Source organism: Bradyrhizobium sp. 521_C7_N1_3 (assembly GCF_052075975.1).
In the GTDB taxonomy this organism is placed as follows: domain Bacteria; phylum Pseudomonadota; class Alphaproteobacteria; order Rhizobiales; family Xanthobacteraceae; genus Bradyrhizobium; species Bradyrhizobium japonicum.
The window spans coordinates 6,664,310-6,683,876 of record NZ_CP197232.1; the positions used below are offsets into that span (position 1 = coordinate 6,664,310).

Below are 19,567 nucleotides of genomic sequence, written 5' to 3' on the forward strand. Positions count from 1 at the left end.
CTTCGGTCGGCTGCGGGCAGCGTTCAGTCTCTCGGCCTCTGCTTCAGCGGTGGAGTGCGACAAGCCAGACAGAGGCTTCCCGCCTTTTCCGATCGCAGGCACATCCAGTGAAAGATCCAGTACGGTGAACCGGCCGGTTACCGGTCGCTCATACCAAACAACGTACCGCGCCTTCATTTCGATCATTCTAGACCCCCTCGGCAGCGGATCGATCCTCGAATAGATCAACGTATCGCGCATGGAGAATCACGTAGCCCTTGACACCGTCTAAAAGCACCTTGACCTGAGTGGCCGTCGCTCCCTGACCAACAACGATGCCTTTCTTACCGCTAAGACACGGTCCAGCCGAAGCAGCAATGACGATCCGTCGACCAGCAAGAAGCTCGTCCTTGGCGGTCAATAGGTCCGCAGATCGCGGCAGGTTACGGTTTGTGCTCCGAGGCATGGTTCTAAATTAACGCAGCACCGTTGGGTTAGAAAGCCCGTGTGGCGCTAGCCTCAGGCCATCCATCCGCGGCAGCCCCTGTCGTAAACCGGCAGGGGTTGCTTATTGGTGGTAGGCCCGCCAGTGAACCAGCGGGCCTTTGAGTTGGCATCCCAAAGAGGGAAAGGGTGACATCCGTTCTTCAAAGGGTTGCGCGAGGACCTGTAATGGCGGCGATCGGAGGCAAAATTTTTTCAGCCCCCTCTTGAAACCAAAACCGGCTTTGCTAATTTTTTTGTCGCCATCGGACGATGGCGTCCGGGTGCCTCATGGGCCCGGGCCAAGAGACGGGCACCGGTTGTGTCCGGTGCCGCTCGTAGACATCTTGCTCTTAGGAGGATTTGGCTATGCGCACCTACGATTTTGCCCCCCTCTGGCGCTCGACCATTGGTTTCGACCGCCTTTTCGACCTCGCAGAAACTGCTCAGCGGGCCAGCGAGGACAACTATCCACCCTACAACATCGAACGGCTGGCGGAGGATCGCTATCAGATCTCGCTGGCGGTGGCGGGTTTCTCGCCCGAGGATATCGCCATCACCGCCGAGCAGAACGTGGTGACGGTCGAAGGCAGCAAATCCGACAAGACCGAGCGTGATTTCCTCTATCGCGGTATCTCGCACCGCAACTTCAAGCGCCAATTCAGCCTCGCCGAATATGTCCAGGTGAAAAGCGCCGCGTTCGACAACGGCTTGCTGACCATCGAACTCGTCCGCGAGATTCCGGAAGCCATGAAGCCTCGCCGGATTTCGATCGGCGATGCCTCGGCCGGCAACGTGCCGAAGCTGGAAGCTAAGGCCGCCGCCTAGCGCAGACGCCATTGGAGCCGCGCGACCAATCGTGCGGCTCCCATCCATTCGTCAATGAATAGGAGAGGACCATGCGGCCGACGACCGCTGACGACAACGTTTTCGATTTCGACGCTCTTCTTCATCCCGGCACGGTGTTTGAAGCACCGAGAGACGTGCTGGATCATCCGGCGCTGACGTTGAGCGAGAAACGCGCAATCCTGGCATCATGGGCGTCCGACGCGTCCGCGATCGCCTCTTGCCCGTCGATGCGCGGACCTGCCGGCCTCAAGAAACCGGTATCGATCGACGAGATCTTGGACGCGTTGCGCGCCCTGGACGGTGGCCCCCGGACGCCACCCGGCGGAAAGCCTTACCGTCTCCGTTCGACCGAACGTACGGCCGCCGCTGCGTAGGTTCGGAGGCCCCGATGATGATGATGATGGACGAGAACCTGGCACGCCTTCGTGCCCATCGCAACAACATCAGCCGCTACCGCCGGCTCCTGCGTACCAAGCTTTTGCCTTTGGAACGGCAATTTATCAAAAGGCGGCTTTCCGAGGAGGCCGCCGCTCTGCAAAGCCTTTCCGCTTCGACCTTCCCGATCGCCTTCAATGAGCCAAGGCCTAGTCGACCGCTGCCGATTGCAGAGGTGATGCCATGAGCACGAGCGTCGATCTGCTCGTTCGCGGCAGCGCGAAAATAATCGCTCACTACCGTTGGCTGCTGCAACGGGCAAGGGACAACGGCGAGCGGGCCGCGTATGAACGACGCATAGCCGAGGAGGAACGCCTGGTCCAACAGCTCTTGCAATCGATGCCCGGCACAATACAGAACTAACAGCTCCACCCGCTTGGCGCCCCCAGCGCCAGGCGGGAACGATCCTTAAGAGGATGATGGATCGTGTCGCCCCGTCGCGCGCGGCCATTGGAGGCCGGATAGGTCCCCTGCGGCCGGGCTCGGACTCCCGCGTGGCCAGAGATCCCCGCCGCCGCAAGCGTTGCACCCGACTTCGATCCGCCCTTGGTCACGCCTCGCCTGCCCCTCGAGCACTTCAGGCAGGATGGGCAAGGGGACGCGGCCCTACTCCGGCAGGCTATCGGTCCCGACGTCCTTCAGAAACTGGAGCACAGACAGGCCTGTCGCATCAGGAGATACTCGACCGCTTATTCGCGAGCTTCCGACAGCCGTGGAGCAATAACGCCCGACAGACATCTTCCGACTCCATCGGCGTGATAACATAGTAAGGCTCGAAGAAAAGGCGGCCCGCCTCGGCGGACCGCCCAAGAACTCACCGCAGTCCGGCTCCGTAGAGTTGGCGCTCTCGCCGGACCTCTTCGGCGTTATACGGTTGGGCTGAAGGATCGTAGCTCTTCCATCCAGCTTTCTGCCAAGCCACGCTCCGGTCGCGCAGATTGACCGCGGATTGGTTCAGGAGCGCTTCGTATCGCGCGCGATCGGCATCGGGGACGCGTGCCGAAACAAGTGTGCCGCCCCTTCGCACGCCTTCGGCGTAGAGCGGAGCTTCCTCATCGGATACACCAGCCTGCGTCAAAGCCCCAACCACGCCACCCGTGGCACCGCCGGCAGCGGCACCCAGCGCGGTCGACGCGAGCCAACCGGCCGCGACGACCGGACCCAAGCCCGGGATCGCCAACAGCCCGAGGCCTGCGAGCAGACCGGCAGCACCGCCGAGACCCGCCCCGACGCCCGCTCCCGTTGCAGCACCTTCGGCACGATCGTCGACCCCGTCGCGGTCACGATCGACCTTCTTGTCCTTGCTGTACCAGTTGTCGGAGTTGTTAGCGACGATGCTCAAATCCGAGTGCGGCACGCCCGCCGCTTCCAGGCTTGTCACGGCGCGTTGCGCGTCAGAATAGTTGTCGTAGAGACGTGAAATTGTAACGGTCATATGGAATCCTTGTCGTTTATCGCTCCTGAGCGATCGGTCACTTGGCTGCGTTCACGTTGCCTTGGAAGTCCAAACTGACATCGGTCGAGGCGCCGCCCTTGCTCGCCTTTCCGCGCCACACGCCATTGTCGTCCTTTTTCAACGAAGTGACGTTGGCGTAGCCTGCTTCCTCAATCTTTGATTTGGCCTGCCCTTCGGTAAAACTGTTGGCGCCCGACACCGGCTTGGCGGAATTGTTCTGGCCCGAGCTATTGACCGCGCTATTGTTCGGTCGATCCGTGGCCGGCGGATTCTGGGCAAACGACGGACCTGCCAGAAGCGAGGCCGCGGTCAGCAGCAGAAGAACTTTCTTGTTCATATCATCCTCCATTGTGGCCGGTCACAACACGCCTGCCGCGACGATGTTCCTATTTTTCCCGTTTCGGGTCGAACGAAACACGCCAGCGCCGGTCTCTCGATCCCGGCGGCCGCAATGGACAGCGCTAAGGCTCTACTCGTCGGCGGCAGAAAGGAGGTTTATGTTTGTGATGCCTCTTGCGCAATCGACGGTCTGATGCACCGTCCAGTCCTGGCAAGACTGTCGCAAGGTCTTGCGCCGAGCCGTTTGGACAAAGGCACAAAGCCCTTGGCAATATCTCAGCCGGGTTCAAGCACCAGCATTTGAGCCTGACTAAGCAAACGGCGAACGTCAAGACTGCACAGGGGGTGGCTCGATAAACGGTTTGCGGGGTCCGACGACGTTATCGCGAAGCAGACCGATCTCGATTACCGCTTCGGCGAACGCGCGATTCTTAAGGTAAAACGCGTCCGCACCTTGGACTGCGTCGTTGGAGGTTTCCGCTATGCACAGGACAGTGAGCGCGTCGGCTCGTTTCTTCTCGGCCTGTATAATGACAAGGGGCTACTCGACCATGTCGGCTTCACGTCAGCGTTTGAGAAGGAAGACAGAGAAGCGCTGAGGCCAAGGCGACAGTCCAAGGCGCAAGACAAACGAGCGGTATCGAGCTGACATCACGTAAGGCGGTTTAGACCTGGTCCAGAACCGAGAAGGGCGCATCGATACGCGATCGAAGGGTGGGAGTCGAAAGCGTGGCCTCCGACAGAGCTTCGTAACCGTCTACTGCTTCGCGTCTTCGTCCTGGCGGTCTTTCAAGTCTTGCGCTATCTGATCAACCGACGTCTCGCTTGCAAGCTCATCCGGCCCACCATCCTCGATGTCCTCGACATCCAATTTCTTCGCGATGCGCTGCAATATGCGCAACGACTGGGTCGCCTCCCTCTCTGCAAGGAGATTGATCTGCAGCTCCAGGTGATCGCGCCGTTCCAGAGTTCGGTCGATCAGGCTTTGGCGGATCAGCACGCAGGAGGTGAGGAGAACGGCTTCGAGCGCGAGGATCGTCGCGAGCAGCGGGAACGGATATTCGTCGAAAGCGTGATGCGGAAAAAAGTGGCTGAGGATGATCCAGCCGATCACGAACGCGCATTGAAGAACGATAAACTGAATGGTGCCGACGAACCAGCCGATCCAGTGAAACAGACGGTGATGAACCGCCAGAGTTTCTTCATCCTGCTTTTCAAGGCGAAGGATTGCGTCGATGCTTTGGGCGGCGGGCCTCGCTGACTGAGTGCCCGCCCGCATCAGTCTGCGACCTCTTCTGCGGCCCGTCGCGCCGACTTCCGCGTTTTGTCGACGCTCTTGTCGGCCGATCTTTCAGCGCGCGCCCTCGCCTCGCACTTGCCGCGCAGATCCTCGATCTCGTCGTCCGTCAGGTGTTCGATACCAACCAGTGAATTCCGAGCCGCGCCGACCCGGATCAATTCGTCGAGCTTGACCTGGATCGCGGCGCTATCGCGGTTTTGAGAATTCTGGATGAGAAACACCATCAGGAACGTGACGATGGTCGTTCCTGTGTTGATCACCAGCTGCCACGTATCGGAGAAACCGAACAGCGGTCCGGTTACCGCCCATACGATGACGATGCCGGCCGCGAGAATGAACGTTGAAGCCCGGCCTGCCGCCAGCGAGGTCTTGTTGGCAAGGTCGCCGAAAAACTTCGAAACCGCGGACGGTTCTTTAGCTTTTTCCTTGGCCTTCATGAATGGCGCCCCATGTCAGCGTGTCAGCCGGCGGGACAAATCGGTAGTGCGCCCGAAAGTTCCATCGCCAGGGAACCAACCCCTTACATGCTCATTATTGCGGCAGACGGCGCGCGGCGCGGTCATTTGCGGAGCGAATTGATGATCGATACTGTCGTGGTTGCACCGAGGGGGCCCGCGGGCTCGCCGGGAACGGGCGTGTCCTGGCCTTCCATCATCGCGGGGGCGATCGCCGCATGCGCGATGACCCTCGTGCTTCTCGCCTTCGGCACCGGACTTGGCCTTAGCGCAATCTCGCCGTGGGCAGGCTCAGGCGTTTCGGCCACCACTTTCAAAATTACGACCGGGCTTTATCTGATCGTCATCGCCATGATCTCGTCGTCGATCGGCGGGTATCTCGCCGGGCGTCTGCGGACGGCATGGGAGGGCGTGCACGCGGATGAAGTGTACTTCCGAGATACGGCGCACGGGTTTATCGCGTGGGCTTTAGCTTCGGTACTCGGCGCCGCCGTGCTCGCCAGCCCGGCGACCAGCCTTATCGGCGGCACCGCAGCCGGAGCAAGCCAGGGAGCCGTTACGAGCGCCGCTCAATCAAGCGGTCCGATGGACGGTTATGTCGATACTATCCTGCGAAGCGATCCCGCTGCACAAAACGCTAACCCCGCCGAAGCCCGCGGCGAGGTAGTCCGCCTTTTCACGCGAAGTTTTCGCAACGGCGGCGAACTCAAAGGCCCGGACCGCGATTACACCGTCAAGGTCGTGGCCGCGCGGACGGGCCTGAGCCAGCAGGACGCGGAAAAGCGGGTCAATGAGGTCGTCACGCAGATCAAGGCCGACATCGATGCCGCACGCAAAGCAACCGCTTCGCTCGCATTCTGGATCACGGCTTCGCTTCTTCTTGGCGCCTTTTGCGCCAGCCTTGCAGCCACCGAAGGCGGCGGCCTTCGCGACGGCACCTGGAAACGCCGTCGATAAGCGAAAGGAAACATCATGCCCATTTTACTCTGGCTCCTTGGAATTCCGATCCCGCTGATCATCTTGATTCTTCTATTGCGGTAATGGGCCATTGCGTCAGTGGCGCGCGACCGAGGCGCCGCTGTCGCTCGCGTCAGAACTTAAGCACGGTTCGAAGACCGAAGACTTCCGCGTTTTTAAGAGCCTTGCCGGGAAAAGCGGAGAGCGGGCCCGTCGCGCCGCCGCCCGGTCGCACGATGAACTGAAAGTTCGGCTGCAGCGTCCATCCGGCACGCAGCTCGTACTGGTACACGGCGGTGACAAGGCCTTCGAAACTGCGCGGGGGCCAATCAGGCGTCAGTAATCTTCGGAAGTCGAAATCGAGGGCGCGGACGCGGGGCGAGACGTGAGCGTACGCCATTGCTAAACCGAACTTGTCCTTCGGCCGCCCGTCCGATAGGCCGACGAATTCTAGGCCCGTGTCCGCGTAATAATCGATGACGTTCCGGTCAGGCGGCCTGTATGAAGCGCGCGCGAAAACGCCGATGGCGCGATCGTCGTCCGCACCGACACGATATAGTTTCTGCTCAAACACCGAATATACCCCGAAGTCTCCGCGCATGAGTCCCGGCATTCCGCTCGACGCGGGGTCCGCAAGCGAGACCCCCATCCAGTCGAAGCGCTGATCGCTAAACATCCTGAAATGGCGCCATGCGCCTAGCTTCAACTTTCCGTCCAGTCCCGGGTCGCCTTTTTTCCGTTCCAAAGAAATTGCATTTCGCCGAGCGCGAGCGGCGGGTCGTTGATGCGAAAGTTGACACCATAGCGGTTGCGGAGCTGCGGGTCGTCCGCGCCCGGCCCTGCCGAGTCGCCGTTGAAGATCGCGCCCAGCACCGTCAGATTATCTGTGATGTCGGCGCGCAGCCGGGCACCGAGAGCAGCCAGCGGCGGCGAAGGACCGCCGCTCGGAAGGTAGCGAAAGTCCTGCCGGCCAGCCGAGCGACGCATTCGTGAACACTTCCGTGTATTGCGCGGTCATGAATTCTGTATCGGCCGCGAGCTGCCCCGCACGAAGGGCAAGCATGGTCCCCCATTTGCGTTCGAACCAGGCTTCGTAAAGGCGGGTCGACGGCAACGCCTCGATGCCGCTGACATCCATGAAGTTTAGCAGCGCGCCACGCGATAAGCCGCCGCCGTGGATCTGGAACATGTTGGCATGGAAGGTCAGATCGCGCACGCCCGCGAGCTTTCCAAACTCGACGTCGACAGCGAGATTCAACCGGCCTTCATAGACGGAGCCTCGTTTCAGACCGCCCGACGGATTGCCCAGCGTTTCACCTATGTAGGTCGCCGCAAACTTGATTCCCCGCCCTTCGAGCGGCTGCCCTTGATAACATAGCGCTGACGTAGATCTCAGAGTGAATGGCGGGTCACGGCAGCCTCGATGCGGGGACTGTCGGAGGTGTCGCCAAGCTTTGTGGCGAATGTCTGAAATTCACTGTCAAGGGAATGGAACCAGGCGCCCGCGGCCTGGAGGGGACGGAATAAAAAAACGCCCCGTATTGCGGGGCAGTTTCTAGTTCATCGTAAGTGTTAGGCTGCTTCAGCCTCCTGATTGATCGCTGTCTTTGCGATTTCAGTCAGAGCCTCGTCGGTCGCCTCTTCCTCTTCGAGGGTTTCCTCAAGGAGTGAGACGGCATCGTCGAGGCCAAGCTCTTCGGCCCAAGCAATCATCGTGCCGTAGCGAGAAATCTCATAGTGCTCGACGGCCTGAGCGGCGGCAAGGAGGCCGGCGTCGAGAGCGGGCGAGCCCTTATATTCTTCCATGATCTCGGCGCCCTCTTCTGTGATACCGACGATCGCGGCACAGGTTTTACCCTGCGGTTTCTTCTCGATCACCGCGAACACCTTCTCCAGTCGCTCGATCTGGCCCTCCGTCTCGGTGCGGTGTTTTTCGAATGCTGCTTTCAGTTCTTCGTTCTGAGCTGCCTTTGCCATCTTCGGCAGGGTGGCCAGGATTTTCTTCTCAGCGAAGTAGATATCCTTGAGAGTATCGTGGAACAGGTCGTCGAGAGTCTTCGGCTCTTTCGCCATTTGCGGTTCTCCAATGTTTTGAGGTAATCGCATCACCGCTGTGAAGCTCGGCGGCTAACGGGGCTGCCTTTGAGTCGTTCCAATTCCGGTCGCCCGGCTTCCGCCATTTGCCTCAACCGCTTCTCTACATCTTCGGTCTAGGGTCGCGCCGCATAGTCAGACCTCCTGCCACATAAACCATTTTTCATTCATCGTCCCCCACCTCGGGGCGAGGCGACCGCGATAAACGCAATCTCCTTCGCACTTTAACGTTGGCTTTCCAACATATTGAAGTTCGCTTGCAACTGGCCTTGAGACCAAGCGTTCCACGTCTGCAGGTGCCAGCCGCATGAGGGTGACATGAGCAAAGAACCCGCATTAACTCCCGATGATTTTCCGATCGAAGCAGACAAGCAAAAGCTACGCAAAAGGCGAGCCCATAGCGACCGCCGACACGGACGAACTTGCGGATCAGCTCGCTGAGAGATTGAACGAGCAGGCTCACCGGGAAGAGCAGGTTCGCTGGTCGGCGTGACAGGCACTGGTAGCCCGCATGCGCGCGGACGCTTCGCATGGCAGCCGGGCGGTGCTCGCTCGGGCCCCATGATGATCGCCCGCACGTCTCGGTCCAAAAGTGCACACAGCGCATACCCCTGTTTGAACGTTGGGCCGAACCACGTTTAGGAACGGCAGAGCTTGCCTTGGCATTGCCAGTGTATGCCGGAACGTCCGGCATGCTCATTGCCCGGGCAAGCGGCCCCGGTCTCCCTCCTCTCGGGCCGGCGTCGTGCTCGTCCCTTTGTGCCCAGGAACTTTGATCCTGAACGAAGGTTGATCGCGCGATTATCCTCCAGAGGACGACTTTCATGAAAAAAGCAGCCCTTGCATTTGCCGTGCTCGCAGTCTTTGCCTCACCCTCCTTTGCGCAGTCGGTCGGCGAGAAGACCGGCGTGAATTCCACGCTTGGAATTGCGCCGAAGACCGAAGACTTCATCAAGGAAGCCGCCATGAGCGACATGACGGAGATCGAAGCGGCCAAGATCGCGCAGCAGAAGGGCAATGCGGACGAGAAACAGTTTGCGGAAATGATGGTGAAAGACCACACCAAGACGAGCAGCGAACTCAAATCGATGGTCCCCGACACCCTGAAAGCCGCGATCCCGGCTTCGCTCGATGACGCGTCGCAGAAGAAGATCACAAAGCTGCGCGAGGCCAAACCCGAGGATTTTGCGTCGGAATACGACGCCATGCAGGTGAGCGCTCATAAGGATGCGGTCTCGCTGTTCGAGCGTTACTCGAATGGCGGCGACGATGCCAAGCTGAAGGACTGGGCTGGTAAAACCCTGGCGGCACTGAAGCACCATCTCGAAATGGCGCAGACGCTCGACAAGAACCGTAAATAGGTCAGGCAATCACGACACAAACGGAAAGCCCGGCCGAAGCCGGGCTTTTGTTACTTTACGGCTTCTGGCCGCCCTGCTGGCCGCCCTTTTCGCCGCCTTGCTTGTTTTGGCCCGGGTCCTGGTTTTGCTGGCCCGGCTTCTGATTCGGGTTCTGACCTTGCTGGCCGCCCTGATTGCCCTGCTGGTTCTGCTGTCCAGGGGTCTGCTGCTTGTTGGGATTCTGCTCGTCTGCCATGTGAACGTCCTTTCACTTCGTGGATGATGACAATCATGCGCGAAGGTGCTCGTTCCTATTCATGGGATTAACGAGACAAGGATGCTCACCGCTCAGCCGGGCTGACATGCCGCGTCATCCTCGCGGCTTCTCGCGCTCCATGACGACGTCTTTTGCCTGCTTGTCTTTTCTCAGGCCGAGATAAACGGGGTGCCGCATCTCGCCGGAGCTCGTCCACTCGGTAAATTTTACCTCGGCAACGAGTTGCGGCTTCACCCAGGTGGTGACCGCTTCGTCCTTCACCTTTTTGCCGAAAGGAGATTTGGCGGCTTTGAGCTTGATGAGCCTTTTGTGCAGCTCTCCGAGTGTTTCGTGGCTGAAGCCGGTCCCGACATGGCCGATATAACGCCAGCCATCTCCTTCCCGCAGCGCAAGTGTAAGTGCGCCGAAAAACGGTCTCGTCCTCCGCGGCGCCGTAAATCCCGCGATCACCACTTCCTGGCGTTTCGAGGTTTTGATCTTCAGCCAGTCGTCGGTTCGCGCGCCTGATAGGTACTTGCTGTCGGCGCGTTTTGCCATGATGCCTTCAAGACCCTTGCGCTCGGCCTCCTCGAAAACTTTCACGCCCGAAGTCTTTCGGTCGCGACTGAACCCGATGAGCCTGTGCTTCGGCAGGATACCCTTAAGGCGCTTCTTCCGCTCCGTGAGCGGCAGGCCACGAAGGTCTTCGCCATCCTGAAACATCAGGTCGAAGGCAAAGTACTGCAGCTTTGCTTCATGGCGCAGCGCATTCTGCAGGAGCTGAAAATGCGATACGCCGTCTTTGCCGATCGCTACGAGTTCTCCGTCGATGACGGCATCGCCTTTGACACCTTCGAGGGCCTGGGCGACTTCGATATAGCTATGGCTGATGATCTTGCCGTTGCGGCTGTAGAGAGTAACCTTGCCGCTGTCGATGTTTGCGACCATCCGGAAGCCGTCATACTTGTCCTCGAATATCCAGCCCTTATCGTCGAACGGCGCGTCGGTCAGTGTCGCGAGCATGGGCTGGAGCCGCTTCGGCAATGTGGATACGCGCGCCACTAGGATTCACCTTCTTCGAGCACGTTACGAAACGTGACCGAGTAGCGCAGGCTTTCGACGCCGGGACTGCTGTGCTGCCATTCGGTGCGCGATCGACCGCCGAGAAGGTATATGGAGCGCGGCTCGGCAACGAGAGTGTTCCTCTCGAAGCCCTTTTCAGTTCGTCTGCGCAGCCTGAGGGTGCAGGAAGAGAGCACTGAAATGCCTGCAACATCGCCAAAGACGGGGCGATCCTTGTGCCAGCCGATGCCGGCGCCGGGCGAGTACGCCGATGGAATAATTGAGCCAAAGAGCTCGCTCATCATCCAGAACGCCGTCCTTCTTCTGATCAACGTGCTGGGCGTATGGCGCTGGCTACCGCGCGCCGGTAAGGAAGCAGCCGCGTCCCAGACCGAGGAAGCGATCCGCTTTTGGCTCAGGCCTGTTTCCTATCCGAGATTGCCCAGCGTGCCAGCGCGGCTTCTCCTGCTTCGGTCAAGGCGCCGAGCGTTGTCTGCCCCTTCCTTGCACACTGGACAAGGCTGTCCGCGATGAAAGATCTTAGTTCATGATTGACGCCGTCCGGCCTGCCTTGACAGAGCCGTTCGAGAACGGCTTCCATGCTTGCTAGTGTGCGGCGATCGAAGCTTTCGAGGATCATGGCGCTTCTCCTATTCCGGCTAAACGAACTCCAGAGCCGGACGTTCCAATTTCGGAACTGACCTTCCAAGATCGGGAACCAAGCTGCATCGCGGATTATTGGACCTGAATGCCTCGCAAACTTAAGGTTTTTCAGACGTCACAGGGCTTTTCGACCTCGCGATTGCGGCGTCGTCGATGAAAGCTGCAGCGAGCGGCACAACGTTCGATCGGGATTCGCTAACTGCAGCTCATCGCAATCTGCCGCTCGGCACGCATGTTCGCGTTACTGACCCTAAGAGCAGCAAATCGGTGGTCGTTCGTATCACTGATCGCGGACCATGGATTCGCAGTCGCGTCATCGACCTCTCGCTCGCCGCCGCGCGTAGCTTGGGGTTTACCAACCGTGGCGTCGCCCAGGTTCGTGCTGAGGTGTTGTCACAGACGTCCATTGCCCAGCGAAAACACGCAGGCACGGGGCCTGTGATTTCAGGCCGGGCCTTGCTTTTACCGCTTCACCCGCGTCGGCACTGTGGTCCGCTTCGGTTCAAGATGCGAAGAACTCAACCTGAGCAAATCTAGTCCGCCGTGCCTCACTGAGCGGACCTCAACGAGGTGCGACGCTACTTCGCTGACGGGTCACAACCCGACTACCCCACCTCAGCGACGATGTGGGCTTGTGGTCCGCAGGTGTACCCTCGGCCGACTAGCCGAGGCGCCGCCTATCCCGTGCCTGCCTCAGCAGGTCCCACTTTACGATATCAAAGGGAATGTAAGCGTTGTTGTTGTACCCGCGTCGCTGCTGGTCTGGTCGACGGTACCGCCAATTTGTCTCGCCAGAGAGGTAATCAGCTTAAGGCCCGACCCGTTTTCGTTAGGATGTTGAATGCCGCGACCGTTGTCTGTCACTGTCAATCGGGCCTCGCCGTAGCCGACGCCTCCCACTAAACTTACGCTGATCCTGCCTCCCTCTGCACCGAACGCATGTTTGATGCTGTTCATCGCAGTCTCATTTAAAATGAGGCCAACCGGGAGGGCGCGGTCGATCGCCAACTCGAGTTCGTCACACTCGACGTCTACTTCAACCTCATCCACCTGATTCCGGATCGCGCTGCAAAGAGCCCGGATGTAATGGGAAAGTCTGACGATCTGCCCTTCTTGGCGAGGGGCAAGCTGATCATGTGCGAGCGAGATGGCGTTGATGCGGCTGGCCACGTGATCCAGAGCGCGGTGTGATTCTGGATCAAGATAGCGGCGCTTCTGGATGGAAATCGAGGACAGGACGAGCTGAAAATTGTTCTTGACCCGATGTTGCATCTCTCGAAGCAAGATCTGCCCCTTTTTAGCTTCCGCGACCGCAGCCATAAGGCTTGCATGTTCGTCCGGATGCGCACCGCGACGGAGCACAGCACCTATCAGCGCGGCGGCGGCGGTCAGAAACTCGGTCGTATCCTGCGAGAAGTCTCTCGGCTTTGTACTGTCCACCTCCAGCACGCCCCATGCGGCGCCGCCGATGAGGATCGGGACGTTGCTGACAGCCACAATGCCATGCTCCGCCAAGAACTCGGAACGAACAAATTCGTTCTGATCGGCGAAATCTCTGATGCTGACAGGCTCGGCCGTTTGGAAGGCGCGGCCAGGCGGCGAGCGGAGGTCGGCCGACAGCGTGGCGGTGCGGACGGCACCATCCTTCCAGCCGACTCCCACAATCAACAGAAGATCGGACGTGTCTGGACGATATTGAAGCACCTTAACATGGTGGATTTCCACGGCGCGGGCAATTTGCAGCACGGCTTGGTCCAAGAAGCGTTCTGCTCCGGGGTCTTCAACCGAAAGACGACCGATATCGACCAAAATGCGGATGTGGCGCCGGAGTTTGTCCAGCACATCGCCCTCAGTGTGTTCGGTCGGGTGGTCCTCCATTCGTTTCTAACGTCGGGCCTCATGAATTGTGCCTAAGCGCCGAGACCGTACAAGCTGGCTTGGTCGCTAAAGGAGCCGCGATCCGCAATTTAGCCCTCAACTGGTCGACCGAAAACGGCTTGCCGATCGCCAACGTACCTTTGGGGGCTGCAAAAAGAGATGGGATTTCGAGTCGGAAGGCTTGCTGCGAGCTCCACAGGAACCTCCGCTCCGATGCGGGTTTGGTTCTTGAGACAAACAGCGAGAGCGAAAATGGGAAACAGTGGCGTCGGAATGCTACTCGGCGATACCTCAGTGACGGCGCTCTGGATGATGTTTATTGGCGCCTTCATCTTGGGTGGCACAATTCTGTATGGCGTTATGAAGACGGGAAGGTTGCGCCGCAGCGAGCGTGCGCAGCTCGACCGAAACACAGAGATGGCGCAGCGCCGGGATGACCCGGAGAAAAGAGCCGCTCGTTAGCAATCGGCGTGTCGACCAGTCAAACGTAAGATTTAGGAACTTGGGCCGGAGTGGCGCTAGCGCGTATAATCATAGCCCGCGATGTCCGTAATTCGCTAACGGCCGCGGGGAAGCCAATGCGCGAGGTAGGCTTTAGGCACAGCTGGACCAAAGACCGCAATGATATCGACGGTCGCTGGGGATTCCAACGCTCATATGTAAGCCGTATTGATAAAGCAACAGGTAGATGCCCGTCAGATCCAGTCATGGCCCTCACGTCAGCGAACATGAGTTGCGCAGTGTCGACCTCGATCGAAACGACGCGTTCATCAGAATGTGGACGGAGTTCAACGAACAACGGGACACGACCACCAACGATCAAAAGGAGGCGACTTACATCGGCTTCAGGATGCGGGCTCAGGCGGTCAGCCAAGCCGGCACGGTCGATGTCGAGGCGGTCCGGCAAGCCATGTACGGACAACGCGTAAGGGGCGCCAAGTGGTTTTGAGCTGGTGATGAATACCAATCATCATCTCTCGAAGCCGGCGGCGACGGGTACCTTCGAGGTCGTTTGGCAGTCCGCCAGCCCGATCAAGGCATCCGTGCGGAGCCGATATCCTCCGGAGAGCGCGAGACGCACCGCCGATTGGACATTTCTCTGGGTTTGCGGTGGATGTGCTGAGCCTTCATTCAAGGACTGGTGATTCTTACATCGCTAGTTGCGTCAAAATCTCACGCCACAGTTAGTGCGCTGACCAGTGCCACGTTCTTGGTCTTCAGATGAGATGTAGTCCGCCTGGGGTCAAAACTAATCGTCGCGGGCTTTCCCAAAAAGGTCGGCTGTGTGCCAAATCGGACGTTGCGCCGGCCTTTCTGTAATTCGGCGCAGCGTTAACCTCACATTCGGCGTTACCCAGCCAGCATCAGCGTGGACTTTGAATATCGTATAGCGTCAATGTTGAAAGCGCATGGGGTTAAGTTGCTTCACCCAGTGAGACCTATCTATTCAGCGACGCTTGTTCATCGCCTGTTCCAAACCCTGACGAAGAGACTTCGGAGTGTAAGGCTTCACGACGAGTATTGCGCCCAATCGCGCGGCTTCAGATTTCAATCCGCTGTCACCTGTCGCGAGAACTAGGCAAAGATCGGGCCGGCGCGCATAGACATTCCTTGCGAGCTCTAGACCGGAAACTCCTGGGAGTCCGACATCGGTAAGTAAGATGTCCACGGGGTGCTCATCCAGGATCTTCAAGGCCTCTTGAGCCGTGCTGGCCTCTTTTACGTTGCATCCAAGATCGTTTAGCATCTCTGTTGTCGTCAGGCGGATGAGGTCGTCGTCTTCGACGAGCAACACGGTCGCGTCCTTGAAAGACTTTTCGTTGGCCGAGTGTTGCGATCCCTGAGCGACGCGCCTTTGAGCTTGATTAGCCAGCAAGTGTCTGATTTTCCGCGCGAGCGCCTCGCGCGTGTAAGGTTTGGCCAGGAGTTCCACCCCGGGATCGAGCCGCCCGCCGTGCACGATGGCGTTCTGAGTATAGCCGGATGTGAAAAGTACGGCGACGTTTGGCAAACGCTCCTTGGCTTTTCTTGCGAAGTCCGGGCTACGCAGGCTGCCAGGCATCATGACGTCGGTGAAGATAAGGTCTATTGGAATGCCGCTGTCGACAACGACGAGTGCGCTCGCTGCATCTCGCGCCTTGACCACGCGGTAGCCGAGCTCGGTAAGCATCGAGACCGCGACCTCGCGAACCTCATCGTCATCCTCAACCACGAGGACAGTTTCCTCTCCGCCTTGAACCTCTCCGGTCGGAGCCCCCACCAGAGTATCTTCGGATGCCATCTCTCGCGGGAAGTACAGCTTCACCGTGGTCCCGGCCCCTACCTCGCTGTAGATTTTCACGTGTCCGCCGGACTGCTTGAGAAAGCCGTAAACCATGGCGAGGCCCAAGCCCGTACCCTTGTCCTCCGCCTTGGTTGTGAAGAATGGCTCATAGACCCGTTCCAGGATATCCGGCGGAATTCCGGTGCCTGTATCGGTCACCGCGATCATCACGTATTGTCCCGCAGACAACTCGTCATGCTGGCGGACATATTCGTCGTCGAGGAAGGCATTACTTGCTTCAATCGTCAGCCGGCCTTCGCCGTTCATCGCGTCGCGGGCGTTGATCGCAAGATTCAGGACCGCATTTTCCAGTTGATCCGGGTCGATGAGGCTATTCCACAGCCCACCTGCGACGACCGTCTCGACTTCGATCTCCCCACCGAGGGCGCGACGAAGCATCTCATCCATGTTCTTGATGAGACGGCCCGCGTTCACTACCCTTGGCTCCAGCGGCTGTCGCCTTGCAAAGGCAAGCAGTTGAGAGGCAAGTTTAGAACCTCGGGCCACACCTCCGAGGGCGTTTTGGACCCGCATCTCGGCCCGGGCATTACCAGCGATATCTTTCCTAAGCAGTTGCAGATTTCCGCTGATGACCTGCAGCAAGTTGTTGAAGTCGTGGGCAACGCCGCCAGTAAGTTGGCCGATCGCTTCCAGCTTCTGGGATCGGATCATCGTTGCTTGCGCCGCCTGGAGCGCGGCTTCCGCCTCACGCCGTTCTGTAATGTCCCGGGTCACTTTGGCGAATCCTACGAGCTTCCCGTCGTCGTCTCGAATCGCGTCGATCACGACATGCGCCCAAAAGCGAGTGCCGTCCTTTCGTACCCTTTGACCTTCATGCTCCCACCGTCCGTCACGGGATGCGGTCTGCAGGCCTGTTCGCGGGAGGCCCGCGGCGCGATCCTCTTCCGTATAGAAATTGGAGAAGTGGCGACCGATGATCTCTTCGGGAGCGTACCCCTTGATGCGCCGGGCTCCAGCGTTCCAACTCGCCACGTTGCCTTCCACGTCCAGCATGTAGATGGCGTAGTCCGTCACACTTTGGACCATTAGCCGGAACTGCTGCTCGCTTTCGCGTAATTTGGCCTCGGCAGCCCTTCGCTCGGTCAGATCCCGAGTGATCTTGGCGAAACCTACAAGCTCGCCCTTAGGCGAGCGGATCGCGTCAATGATGACATGGGCCCAGAACTGCGTGCCGTCCTTGCGCACCCGCCAACCCTCTCGCTCGAAGCGTCCGGTTCGCTCCGCCTCCTCCAGCGCCAACGCAGGCACTTTCTGCTCCCGCTCGGTCTCCGTATAGAATGTCGAGAAGTGGTGCCCTATGATCTCCTCGGCCTCATAGCCCTTAAAGCGCTTCGCCCCCGGGTTCCAGCTGGTGACATGCCCGTCGCGATCCAGCATATAGATCGCGTAGTCGGTGATCGCCTCAACAAGTAGCCGATAACGCCCCTCGCTGGATTGTGCAGCATCGAAGCGGTCTGATTTTTCCATTCGGGTCCTATCCAGCCCGCCGACTGCTGGAGGGTTGAGGTAAAACAATACTAAGACGGTTGAGTTCCATCTGGCCTTCGGTCATGCAGCTGACTTCTGGCCTTTGTCCACGGTCACACGGCGTGTAAGGCGTGGCTCATTAGCTCGCAACCAAAGGCGGATTGGTGCGAGTTTGACGAACGCCGGATAGCTGGCTGCGAATTTGAGCATATTGGTGCGCGACATTGGCGGGGCTCAGGCATCACCTTCTCGACCAGCGACAACAGCGACGCAAACACACCGAGCAAACCTATTCACTGACGTGGTGGCAATGATGATAGAGGTCGCCAACTGAGGCGGCCTTACGCCTTGTCCCTCGGGGAATTTGCGGATCTGCGTCGCTGTCGCCAGCAGTCTCGTCCGCGGCCACGTGTCTCATGCAGCCAGCCCCCGAGTCCGCTCGATACCCGCAACCCGACGTTCTGGTCCGAGGGCGAACGTTGGCGCGATCCGCAGCGGCCCATTCCCCTCGGCCCTGATGGGCGACGAGAGCGTCCTCCGTCTCTACGAAAATAAGCGGATTCAGGCGGCTGCGGATCGGGCCGCCAGCGGCCGCTATCGTCGCCTCGCGACACCGCCAAGCAACGCGCCGATGTCCTCCGCGGAGATCGATCGGAGACCGCTCCGAGCCGATCGGATCGATTGCTAGCGGCCTCATGAAGGAACTATTATTCGAATACGGAGCGCTGATCTCGGCACACTTACCCGCAGCTCCGATTCTTCTCGTCGGCGCGACTTAGTATACAATGCAACCTAAGATACCCCATATTCTGAAATGCAGATGCGCGAATTTTCGGGGGCCGCCGGTAGCTATGGACGAAGGTCGGAAGGATCTGACCCACCCCCGTTCACGCGTCTACCCCGCGCTCACCCTCAAAACGTTGCTATGGGCTCATAACTGGCCTGCAAAATGCCGGGTCGGCAGTTGCCGGCGTCGTGCAATCGGCGTGCGACGCCCACGCTTCTTGAGCGTGGAAATTCAACGTGCCGGTCGATTGCAGGAAGTGCGTCATTCAAGCTGGCCATGGTGGCCGCCATCCTACGTTCCGGGATTGAGCTGAGGGACGCCGTTTACGAGAAACAGTGGCTGCTAGTTCAGAAACTTCACAGCGAGACGGCGCTTATCGCGCCACACAACCGAACAACTCAAGTCGAGTCCAACGCTTGGAATACGCAAACCGAAGGTCGCTGGCATTAAAGGCGCGTCAAGCGTCTGAACGATTGCGGACGAAGCTGTGAGATGGCGTACCTTGCAGCGCAAAGGAGAGCCATCAATCACGATCTGGCCTATACAGGCACTGATTTTTCGCCCGTCCGCCACGTCTCGCCGCCTCCCCGCTCTAGCGCGCGGGAGATATTGGTTGGCGATTCCAGTCTCAAATGAGGCTAGACCATGGTTTCATTGCTAGGCCGCGAGCTTTTTCTCCATTGCGGCCAACGCCGCTAGCGCGTTGTCCTGTGCCGTGACCGCCCGTCGCTCGCCCGCCTTGCCATTGCCCCAACCATTCGCCACGGCGATCTCACGTGCGGTGTCGCCGTCCAGCGAGCGCTCCAACACATCGCAGTGATCGCCAAGCGCAGCAGCAACACGGGGCATCGAGGCCGGCGAGAATGGCGTATTCAGGGCCGGCGAAGCTGCTCTCCGAAGCGCAGGCATTCCGACGAGTCCTACCGGCCATAAACGGCGCGCCACGCGCAATGCCAACCATGTAGCGCGGCACCCGACACGCCGGGTATAGGCCGGCGTTAACCCAGGACTCGTCGAAGCTGTAGACCCCGCTAACGCCAAGCCGGTGCAAGAGCGCAAAGCATGGCCTTCCAGTAGCTTTGTAGATGGTACTCGGAAGTTGGCCTGTGGCGGGCAGCGCCAGATGGCGGGCCGCGTCCTCCTGCTGTTCGGCTTCCGAATGGCGACGTTTGCCACGCTCGTGCCGCTAGTGCGCTCCGCAGAATGCCAACGCCCGTCGCCGCCGAGCCATTGATCAATACGGCCATCCTTGAAACGGATACGTTGCCGGGTTGCCCGGTCAATATCAGTCGGGCTAACGGGACCGTATGGGCCCGCGGCGATTGCGTCCTAAGCTAGCCCTAGCAGTTCAGCAGGCGATGGGCGCACCTCCAGAAGCAGTCCGCGCCAAAGCCGCAAGGCGGGTTGTCGTTGTGATATTCCG

General features: G+C 59.3%; 22 protein-coding genes and 1 pseudogene. 9 read left to right on the forward strand and 14 right to left on the reverse strand.

The window, feature by feature from the left end; translation table 11 throughout:
• The first annotated feature begins 831 nt into the window (after positions 1-831).
• From AB7008_RS31400 to AB7008_RS31415, 4 genes are all read left to right on the forward strand, one after another.
• Positions 832-1,290, forward strand: a complete 459-nt coding sequence (locus AB7008_RS31400) for an Hsp20 family protein (RefSeq protein WP_212455061.1) — start codon at positions 832-834, stop codon at positions 1,288-1,290.
• A gap of 71 nt (positions 1,291-1,361) precedes the next feature.
• Positions 1,362-1,685 (forward strand): hypothetical protein, encoded by a 324-nt coding sequence (locus AB7008_RS31405; protein ID WP_441260049.1) that lies wholly within the window; start codon positions 1,362-1,364, stop codon positions 1,683-1,685.
• A 14-nt stretch (positions 1,686-1,699) separates the two neighbouring features.
• A complete protein-coding gene (locus AB7008_RS31410; protein WP_309248049.1) occupies positions 1,700-1,933 on the forward strand; it encodes a hypothetical protein in 234 nt (77 codons plus the stop codon).
• Entirely contained in the window at positions 1,930-2,109 is a 180-nt protein-coding gene (locus tag AB7008_RS31415) for a hypothetical protein (protein WP_208087480.1), read from the forward strand. Before AB7008_RS31410 ends, AB7008_RS31415 begins: the two co-directional genes overlap by 4 nt.
• A gap of 451 nt (positions 2,110-2,560) precedes the next feature.
• Here the strand turns inward: AB7008_RS31415 and AB7008_RS31420 are convergent, their stop codons facing one another.
• From AB7008_RS31420 to AB7008_RS31435, 4 genes are all read right to left on the reverse strand, one after another.
• On the reverse strand, positions 2,561-3,181 hold the full coding sequence (locus AB7008_RS31420) for a hypothetical protein (protein WP_375791337.1): 621 nt from the start codon (positions 3,179-3,181) through the stop codon (positions 2,561-2,563).
• A 37-nt stretch (positions 3,182-3,218) separates the two neighbouring features.
• Positions 3,219-3,539 carry a PepSY domain-containing protein gene (locus tag AB7008_RS31425; protein ID WP_208087482.1) on the reverse strand — a complete coding sequence of 107 codons (321 nt, stop codon included), beginning with the start codon at positions 3,537-3,539 and terminating at the stop codon, positions 3,219-3,221.
• Positions 3,540-4,298: 759 nt separating this feature from the next.
• Positions 4,299-4,820 (reverse strand): DUF1003 domain-containing protein, encoded by a 522-nt coding sequence (locus AB7008_RS31430; protein ID WP_208087483.1) that lies wholly within the window; start codon positions 4,818-4,820, stop codon positions 4,299-4,301.
• Complete coding sequence (locus AB7008_RS31435; protein ID WP_208087484.1) at positions 4,820-5,278, reverse strand: low affinity iron permease family protein; 459 nt, start codon at positions 5,276-5,278, stop codon at positions 4,820-4,822. Before AB7008_RS31435 ends, AB7008_RS31430 begins: the two co-directional genes overlap by 1 nt.
• 141 nt (positions 5,279-5,419) lie before the next feature.
• Here AB7008_RS31435 and AB7008_RS31440 point away from each other — a divergent pair, with 141 nt between their 5' ends.
• Complete coding sequence (locus tag AB7008_RS31440; RefSeq protein WP_441260050.1) at positions 5,420-6,253, forward strand: hypothetical protein; 834 nt, start codon at positions 5,420-5,422, stop codon at positions 6,251-6,253.
• Between the two features lie 133 nt (positions 6,254-6,386).
• On the opposite strand, the pseudogene AB7008_RS31445 reads toward AB7008_RS31440, so the two are convergent.
• The 3 genes and pseudogenes from AB7008_RS31445 to AB7008_RS31455 all read right to left on the reverse strand — a co-directional run bounded on the left by AB7008_RS31445 (position 6,387) and on the right by AB7008_RS31455 (position 8,326).
• Positions 6,387-7,240: pseudogene (locus AB7008_RS31445) on the reverse strand (carbohydrate porin).
• Positions 7,134-7,727, reverse strand: coding sequence for a carbohydrate porin (locus AB7008_RS31450; protein ID WP_354269169.1), 594 nt, complete (start codon positions 7,725-7,727; stop codon positions 7,134-7,136). Before AB7008_RS31450 ends, AB7008_RS31445 begins: the two are co-directional and overlap by 107 nt.
• A gap of 98 nt (positions 7,728-7,825) precedes the next feature.
• The gene (locus tag AB7008_RS31455) at positions 7,826-8,326 is read right to left on the reverse strand and encodes a YciE/YciF ferroxidase family protein (RefSeq protein WP_014494395.1); all 501 of its coding nucleotides are present in this window, start codon (positions 8,324-8,326) and stop codon (positions 7,826-7,828) included.
• Positions 8,327-9,171: 845 nt separating this feature from the next.
• Between AB7008_RS31455 and AB7008_RS31460 the strand changes: the two genes are divergently transcribed.
• A complete protein-coding gene (locus AB7008_RS31460; protein ID WP_135216008.1) occupies positions 9,172-9,708 on the forward strand; it encodes a DUF4142 domain-containing protein in 537 nt (178 codons plus the stop codon).
• A gap of 55 nt (positions 9,709-9,763) precedes the next feature.
• Here the strand turns inward: AB7008_RS31460 and AB7008_RS31465 are convergent, their stop codons facing one another.
• From AB7008_RS31465 to AB7008_RS31480, 4 genes are all read right to left on the reverse strand, one after another.
• The gene (locus AB7008_RS31465; protein WP_014494393.1) at positions 9,764-9,943 is read right to left on the reverse strand and encodes a hypothetical protein; all 180 of its coding nucleotides are present in this window, start codon (positions 9,941-9,943) and stop codon (positions 9,764-9,766) included.
• 114 nt (positions 9,944-10,057) lie between these two features.
• On the reverse strand, positions 10,058-11,005 hold the full coding sequence (ligD, locus tag AB7008_RS31470) for a non-homologous end-joining DNA ligase (protein ID WP_014494392.1): 948 nt from the start codon (positions 11,003-11,005) through the stop codon (positions 10,058-10,060).
• Positions 11,005-11,310, reverse strand: a complete 306-nt coding sequence (locus tag AB7008_RS31475) for an alpha-ketoglutarate-dependent dioxygenase AlkB (protein WP_441260051.1) — start codon at positions 11,308-11,310, stop codon at positions 11,005-11,007. Before AB7008_RS31475 ends, ligD begins: the two co-directional genes overlap by 1 nt.
• Before the next feature lie 110 nt (positions 11,311-11,420).
• Positions 11,421-11,645 (reverse strand): hypothetical protein, encoded by a 225-nt coding sequence (locus AB7008_RS31480; RefSeq protein WP_014494390.1) that lies wholly within the window; start codon positions 11,643-11,645, stop codon positions 11,421-11,423.
• Between the two features lie 176 nt (positions 11,646-11,821).
• Here AB7008_RS31480 and AB7008_RS31485 point away from each other — a divergent pair, with 176 nt between their 5' ends.
• The gene (locus tag AB7008_RS31485; RefSeq protein ID WP_080593881.1) at positions 11,822-12,205 is read left to right on the forward strand and encodes a septal ring lytic transglycosylase RlpA family protein; all 384 of its coding nucleotides are present in this window, start codon (positions 11,822-11,824) and stop codon (positions 12,203-12,205) included.
• 171 nt (positions 12,206-12,376) lie between these two features.
• Here the strand turns inward: AB7008_RS31485 and AB7008_RS31490 are convergent, their stop codons facing one another.
• Complete coding sequence (locus tag AB7008_RS31490; RefSeq protein ID WP_354118336.1) at positions 12,377-13,510, reverse strand: sensor histidine kinase; 1,134 nt, start codon at positions 13,508-13,510, stop codon at positions 12,377-12,379.
• Positions 13,511-13,798: 288 nt separating this feature from the next.
• Between AB7008_RS31490 and AB7008_RS31495 the strand changes: the two genes are divergently transcribed.
• Both AB7008_RS31495 and AB7008_RS31500 read left to right on the forward strand, forming a co-directional pair.
• Complete coding sequence (locus AB7008_RS31495; RefSeq protein ID WP_014494388.1) at positions 13,799-14,008, forward strand: hypothetical protein; 210 nt, start codon at positions 13,799-13,801, stop codon at positions 14,006-14,008.
• 271 nt (positions 14,009-14,279) lie between these two features.
• Positions 14,280-14,495, forward strand: a complete 216-nt coding sequence (locus AB7008_RS31500) for a transporter substrate-binding protein (protein ID WP_028170172.1) — start codon at positions 14,280-14,282, stop codon at positions 14,493-14,495.
• Between the two features lie 498 nt (positions 14,496-14,993).
• Here AB7008_RS31500 and AB7008_RS31505 read toward each other — a convergent pair whose 3' ends face one another.
• Together AB7008_RS31505 and AB7008_RS31510 are read right to left on the reverse strand one after the other, a co-directional pair.
• Positions 14,994-17,357 carry a PAS domain S-box protein gene (locus AB7008_RS31505; RefSeq protein ID WP_441260052.1) on the reverse strand — a complete coding sequence of 788 codons (2,364 nt, stop codon included), beginning with the start codon at positions 17,355-17,357 and terminating at the stop codon, positions 14,994-14,996.
• A 1,444-nt stretch (positions 17,358-18,801) separates the two neighbouring features.
• Positions 18,802-19,053, reverse strand: a complete 252-nt coding sequence (locus AB7008_RS31510) for a hypothetical protein (RefSeq protein ID WP_141378547.1) — start codon at positions 19,051-19,053, stop codon at positions 18,802-18,804.
• Between the last annotated feature and the right edge of the window lie 514 nt (positions 19,054-19,567).

Excerpts from the sequence above, each read along its gene's own strand:
- AB7008_RS31410 (WP_309248049.1), top strand. The coding sequence starts at position 1,700 with ATGATGATGATGATGGACGAGAACCTGGCACGCCTTCGTGCCCATCGC.
- AB7008_RS31485 (WP_080593881.1), top strand. The coding sequence starts at position 11,822 with ATGAAAGCTGCAGCGAGCGGCACAACGTTCGATCGGGATTCGCTAACT.
- AB7008_RS31495 (WP_014494388.1), top strand. The coding sequence starts at position 13,799 with ATGGGAAACAGTGGCGTCGGAATGCTACTCGGCGATACCTCAGTGACG.
- AB7008_RS31405 (WP_441260049.1), top strand. The coding sequence starts at position 1,362 with ATGCGGCCGACGACCGCTGACGACAACGTTTTCGATTTCGACGCTCTT.
- AB7008_RS31465 (WP_014494393.1), bottom strand. The coding sequence starts at position 9,943 with ATGGCAGACGAGCAGAATCCCAACAAGCAGCAGACCCCTGGACAGCAG.
- AB7008_RS31480 (WP_014494390.1), bottom strand. The coding sequence starts at position 11,645 with ATGATCCTCGAAAGCTTCGATCGCCGCACACTAGCAAGCATGGAAGCC.
- AB7008_RS31440 (WP_441260050.1), top strand. The coding sequence starts at position 5,420 with ATGATCGATACTGTCGTGGTTGCACCGAGGGGGCCCGCGGGCTCGCCG.
- AB7008_RS31460 (WP_135216008.1), top strand. The coding sequence starts at position 9,172 with ATGAAAAAAGCAGCCCTTGCATTTGCCGTGCTCGCAGTCTTTGCCTCA.
- AB7008_RS31505 (WP_441260052.1), bottom strand. The coding sequence starts at position 17,357 with ATGGAAAAATCAGACCGCTTCGATGCTGCACAATCCAGCGAGGGGCGT.
- AB7008_RS31415 (WP_208087480.1), top strand. The coding sequence starts at position 1,930 with ATGAGCACGAGCGTCGATCTGCTCGTTCGCGGCAGCGCGAAAATAATC.
- AB7008_RS31510 (WP_141378547.1), bottom strand. The coding sequence starts at position 19,053 with ATGCCTGCGCTTCGGAGAGCAGCTTCGCCGGCCCTGAATACGCCATTC.
- AB7008_RS31430 (WP_208087483.1), bottom strand. The coding sequence starts at position 4,820 with ATGCGGGCGGGCACTCAGTCAGCGAGGCCCGCCGCCCAAAGCATCGAC.
- AB7008_RS31425 (WP_208087482.1), bottom strand. The coding sequence starts at position 3,539 with ATGAACAAGAAAGTTCTTCTGCTGCTGACCGCGGCCTCGCTTCTGGCA.
- AB7008_RS31455 (WP_014494395.1), bottom strand. The coding sequence starts at position 8,326 with ATGGCGAAAGAGCCGAAGACTCTCGACGACCTGTTCCACGATACTCTC.
- AB7008_RS31400 (WP_212455061.1), top strand. The coding sequence starts at position 832 with ATGCGCACCTACGATTTTGCCCCCCTCTGGCGCTCGACCATTGGTTTC.
- AB7008_RS31420 (WP_375791337.1), bottom strand. The coding sequence starts at position 3,181 with ATGACCGTTACAATTTCACGTCTCTACGACAACTATTCTGACGCGCAA.
- AB7008_RS31435 (WP_208087484.1), bottom strand. The coding sequence starts at position 5,278 with ATGAAGGCCAAGGAAAAAGCTAAAGAACCGTCCGCGGTTTCGAAGTTT.
- AB7008_RS31475 (WP_441260051.1), bottom strand. The coding sequence starts at position 11,310 with ATGATGAGCGAGCTCTTTGGCTCAATTATTCCATCGGCGTACTCGCCC.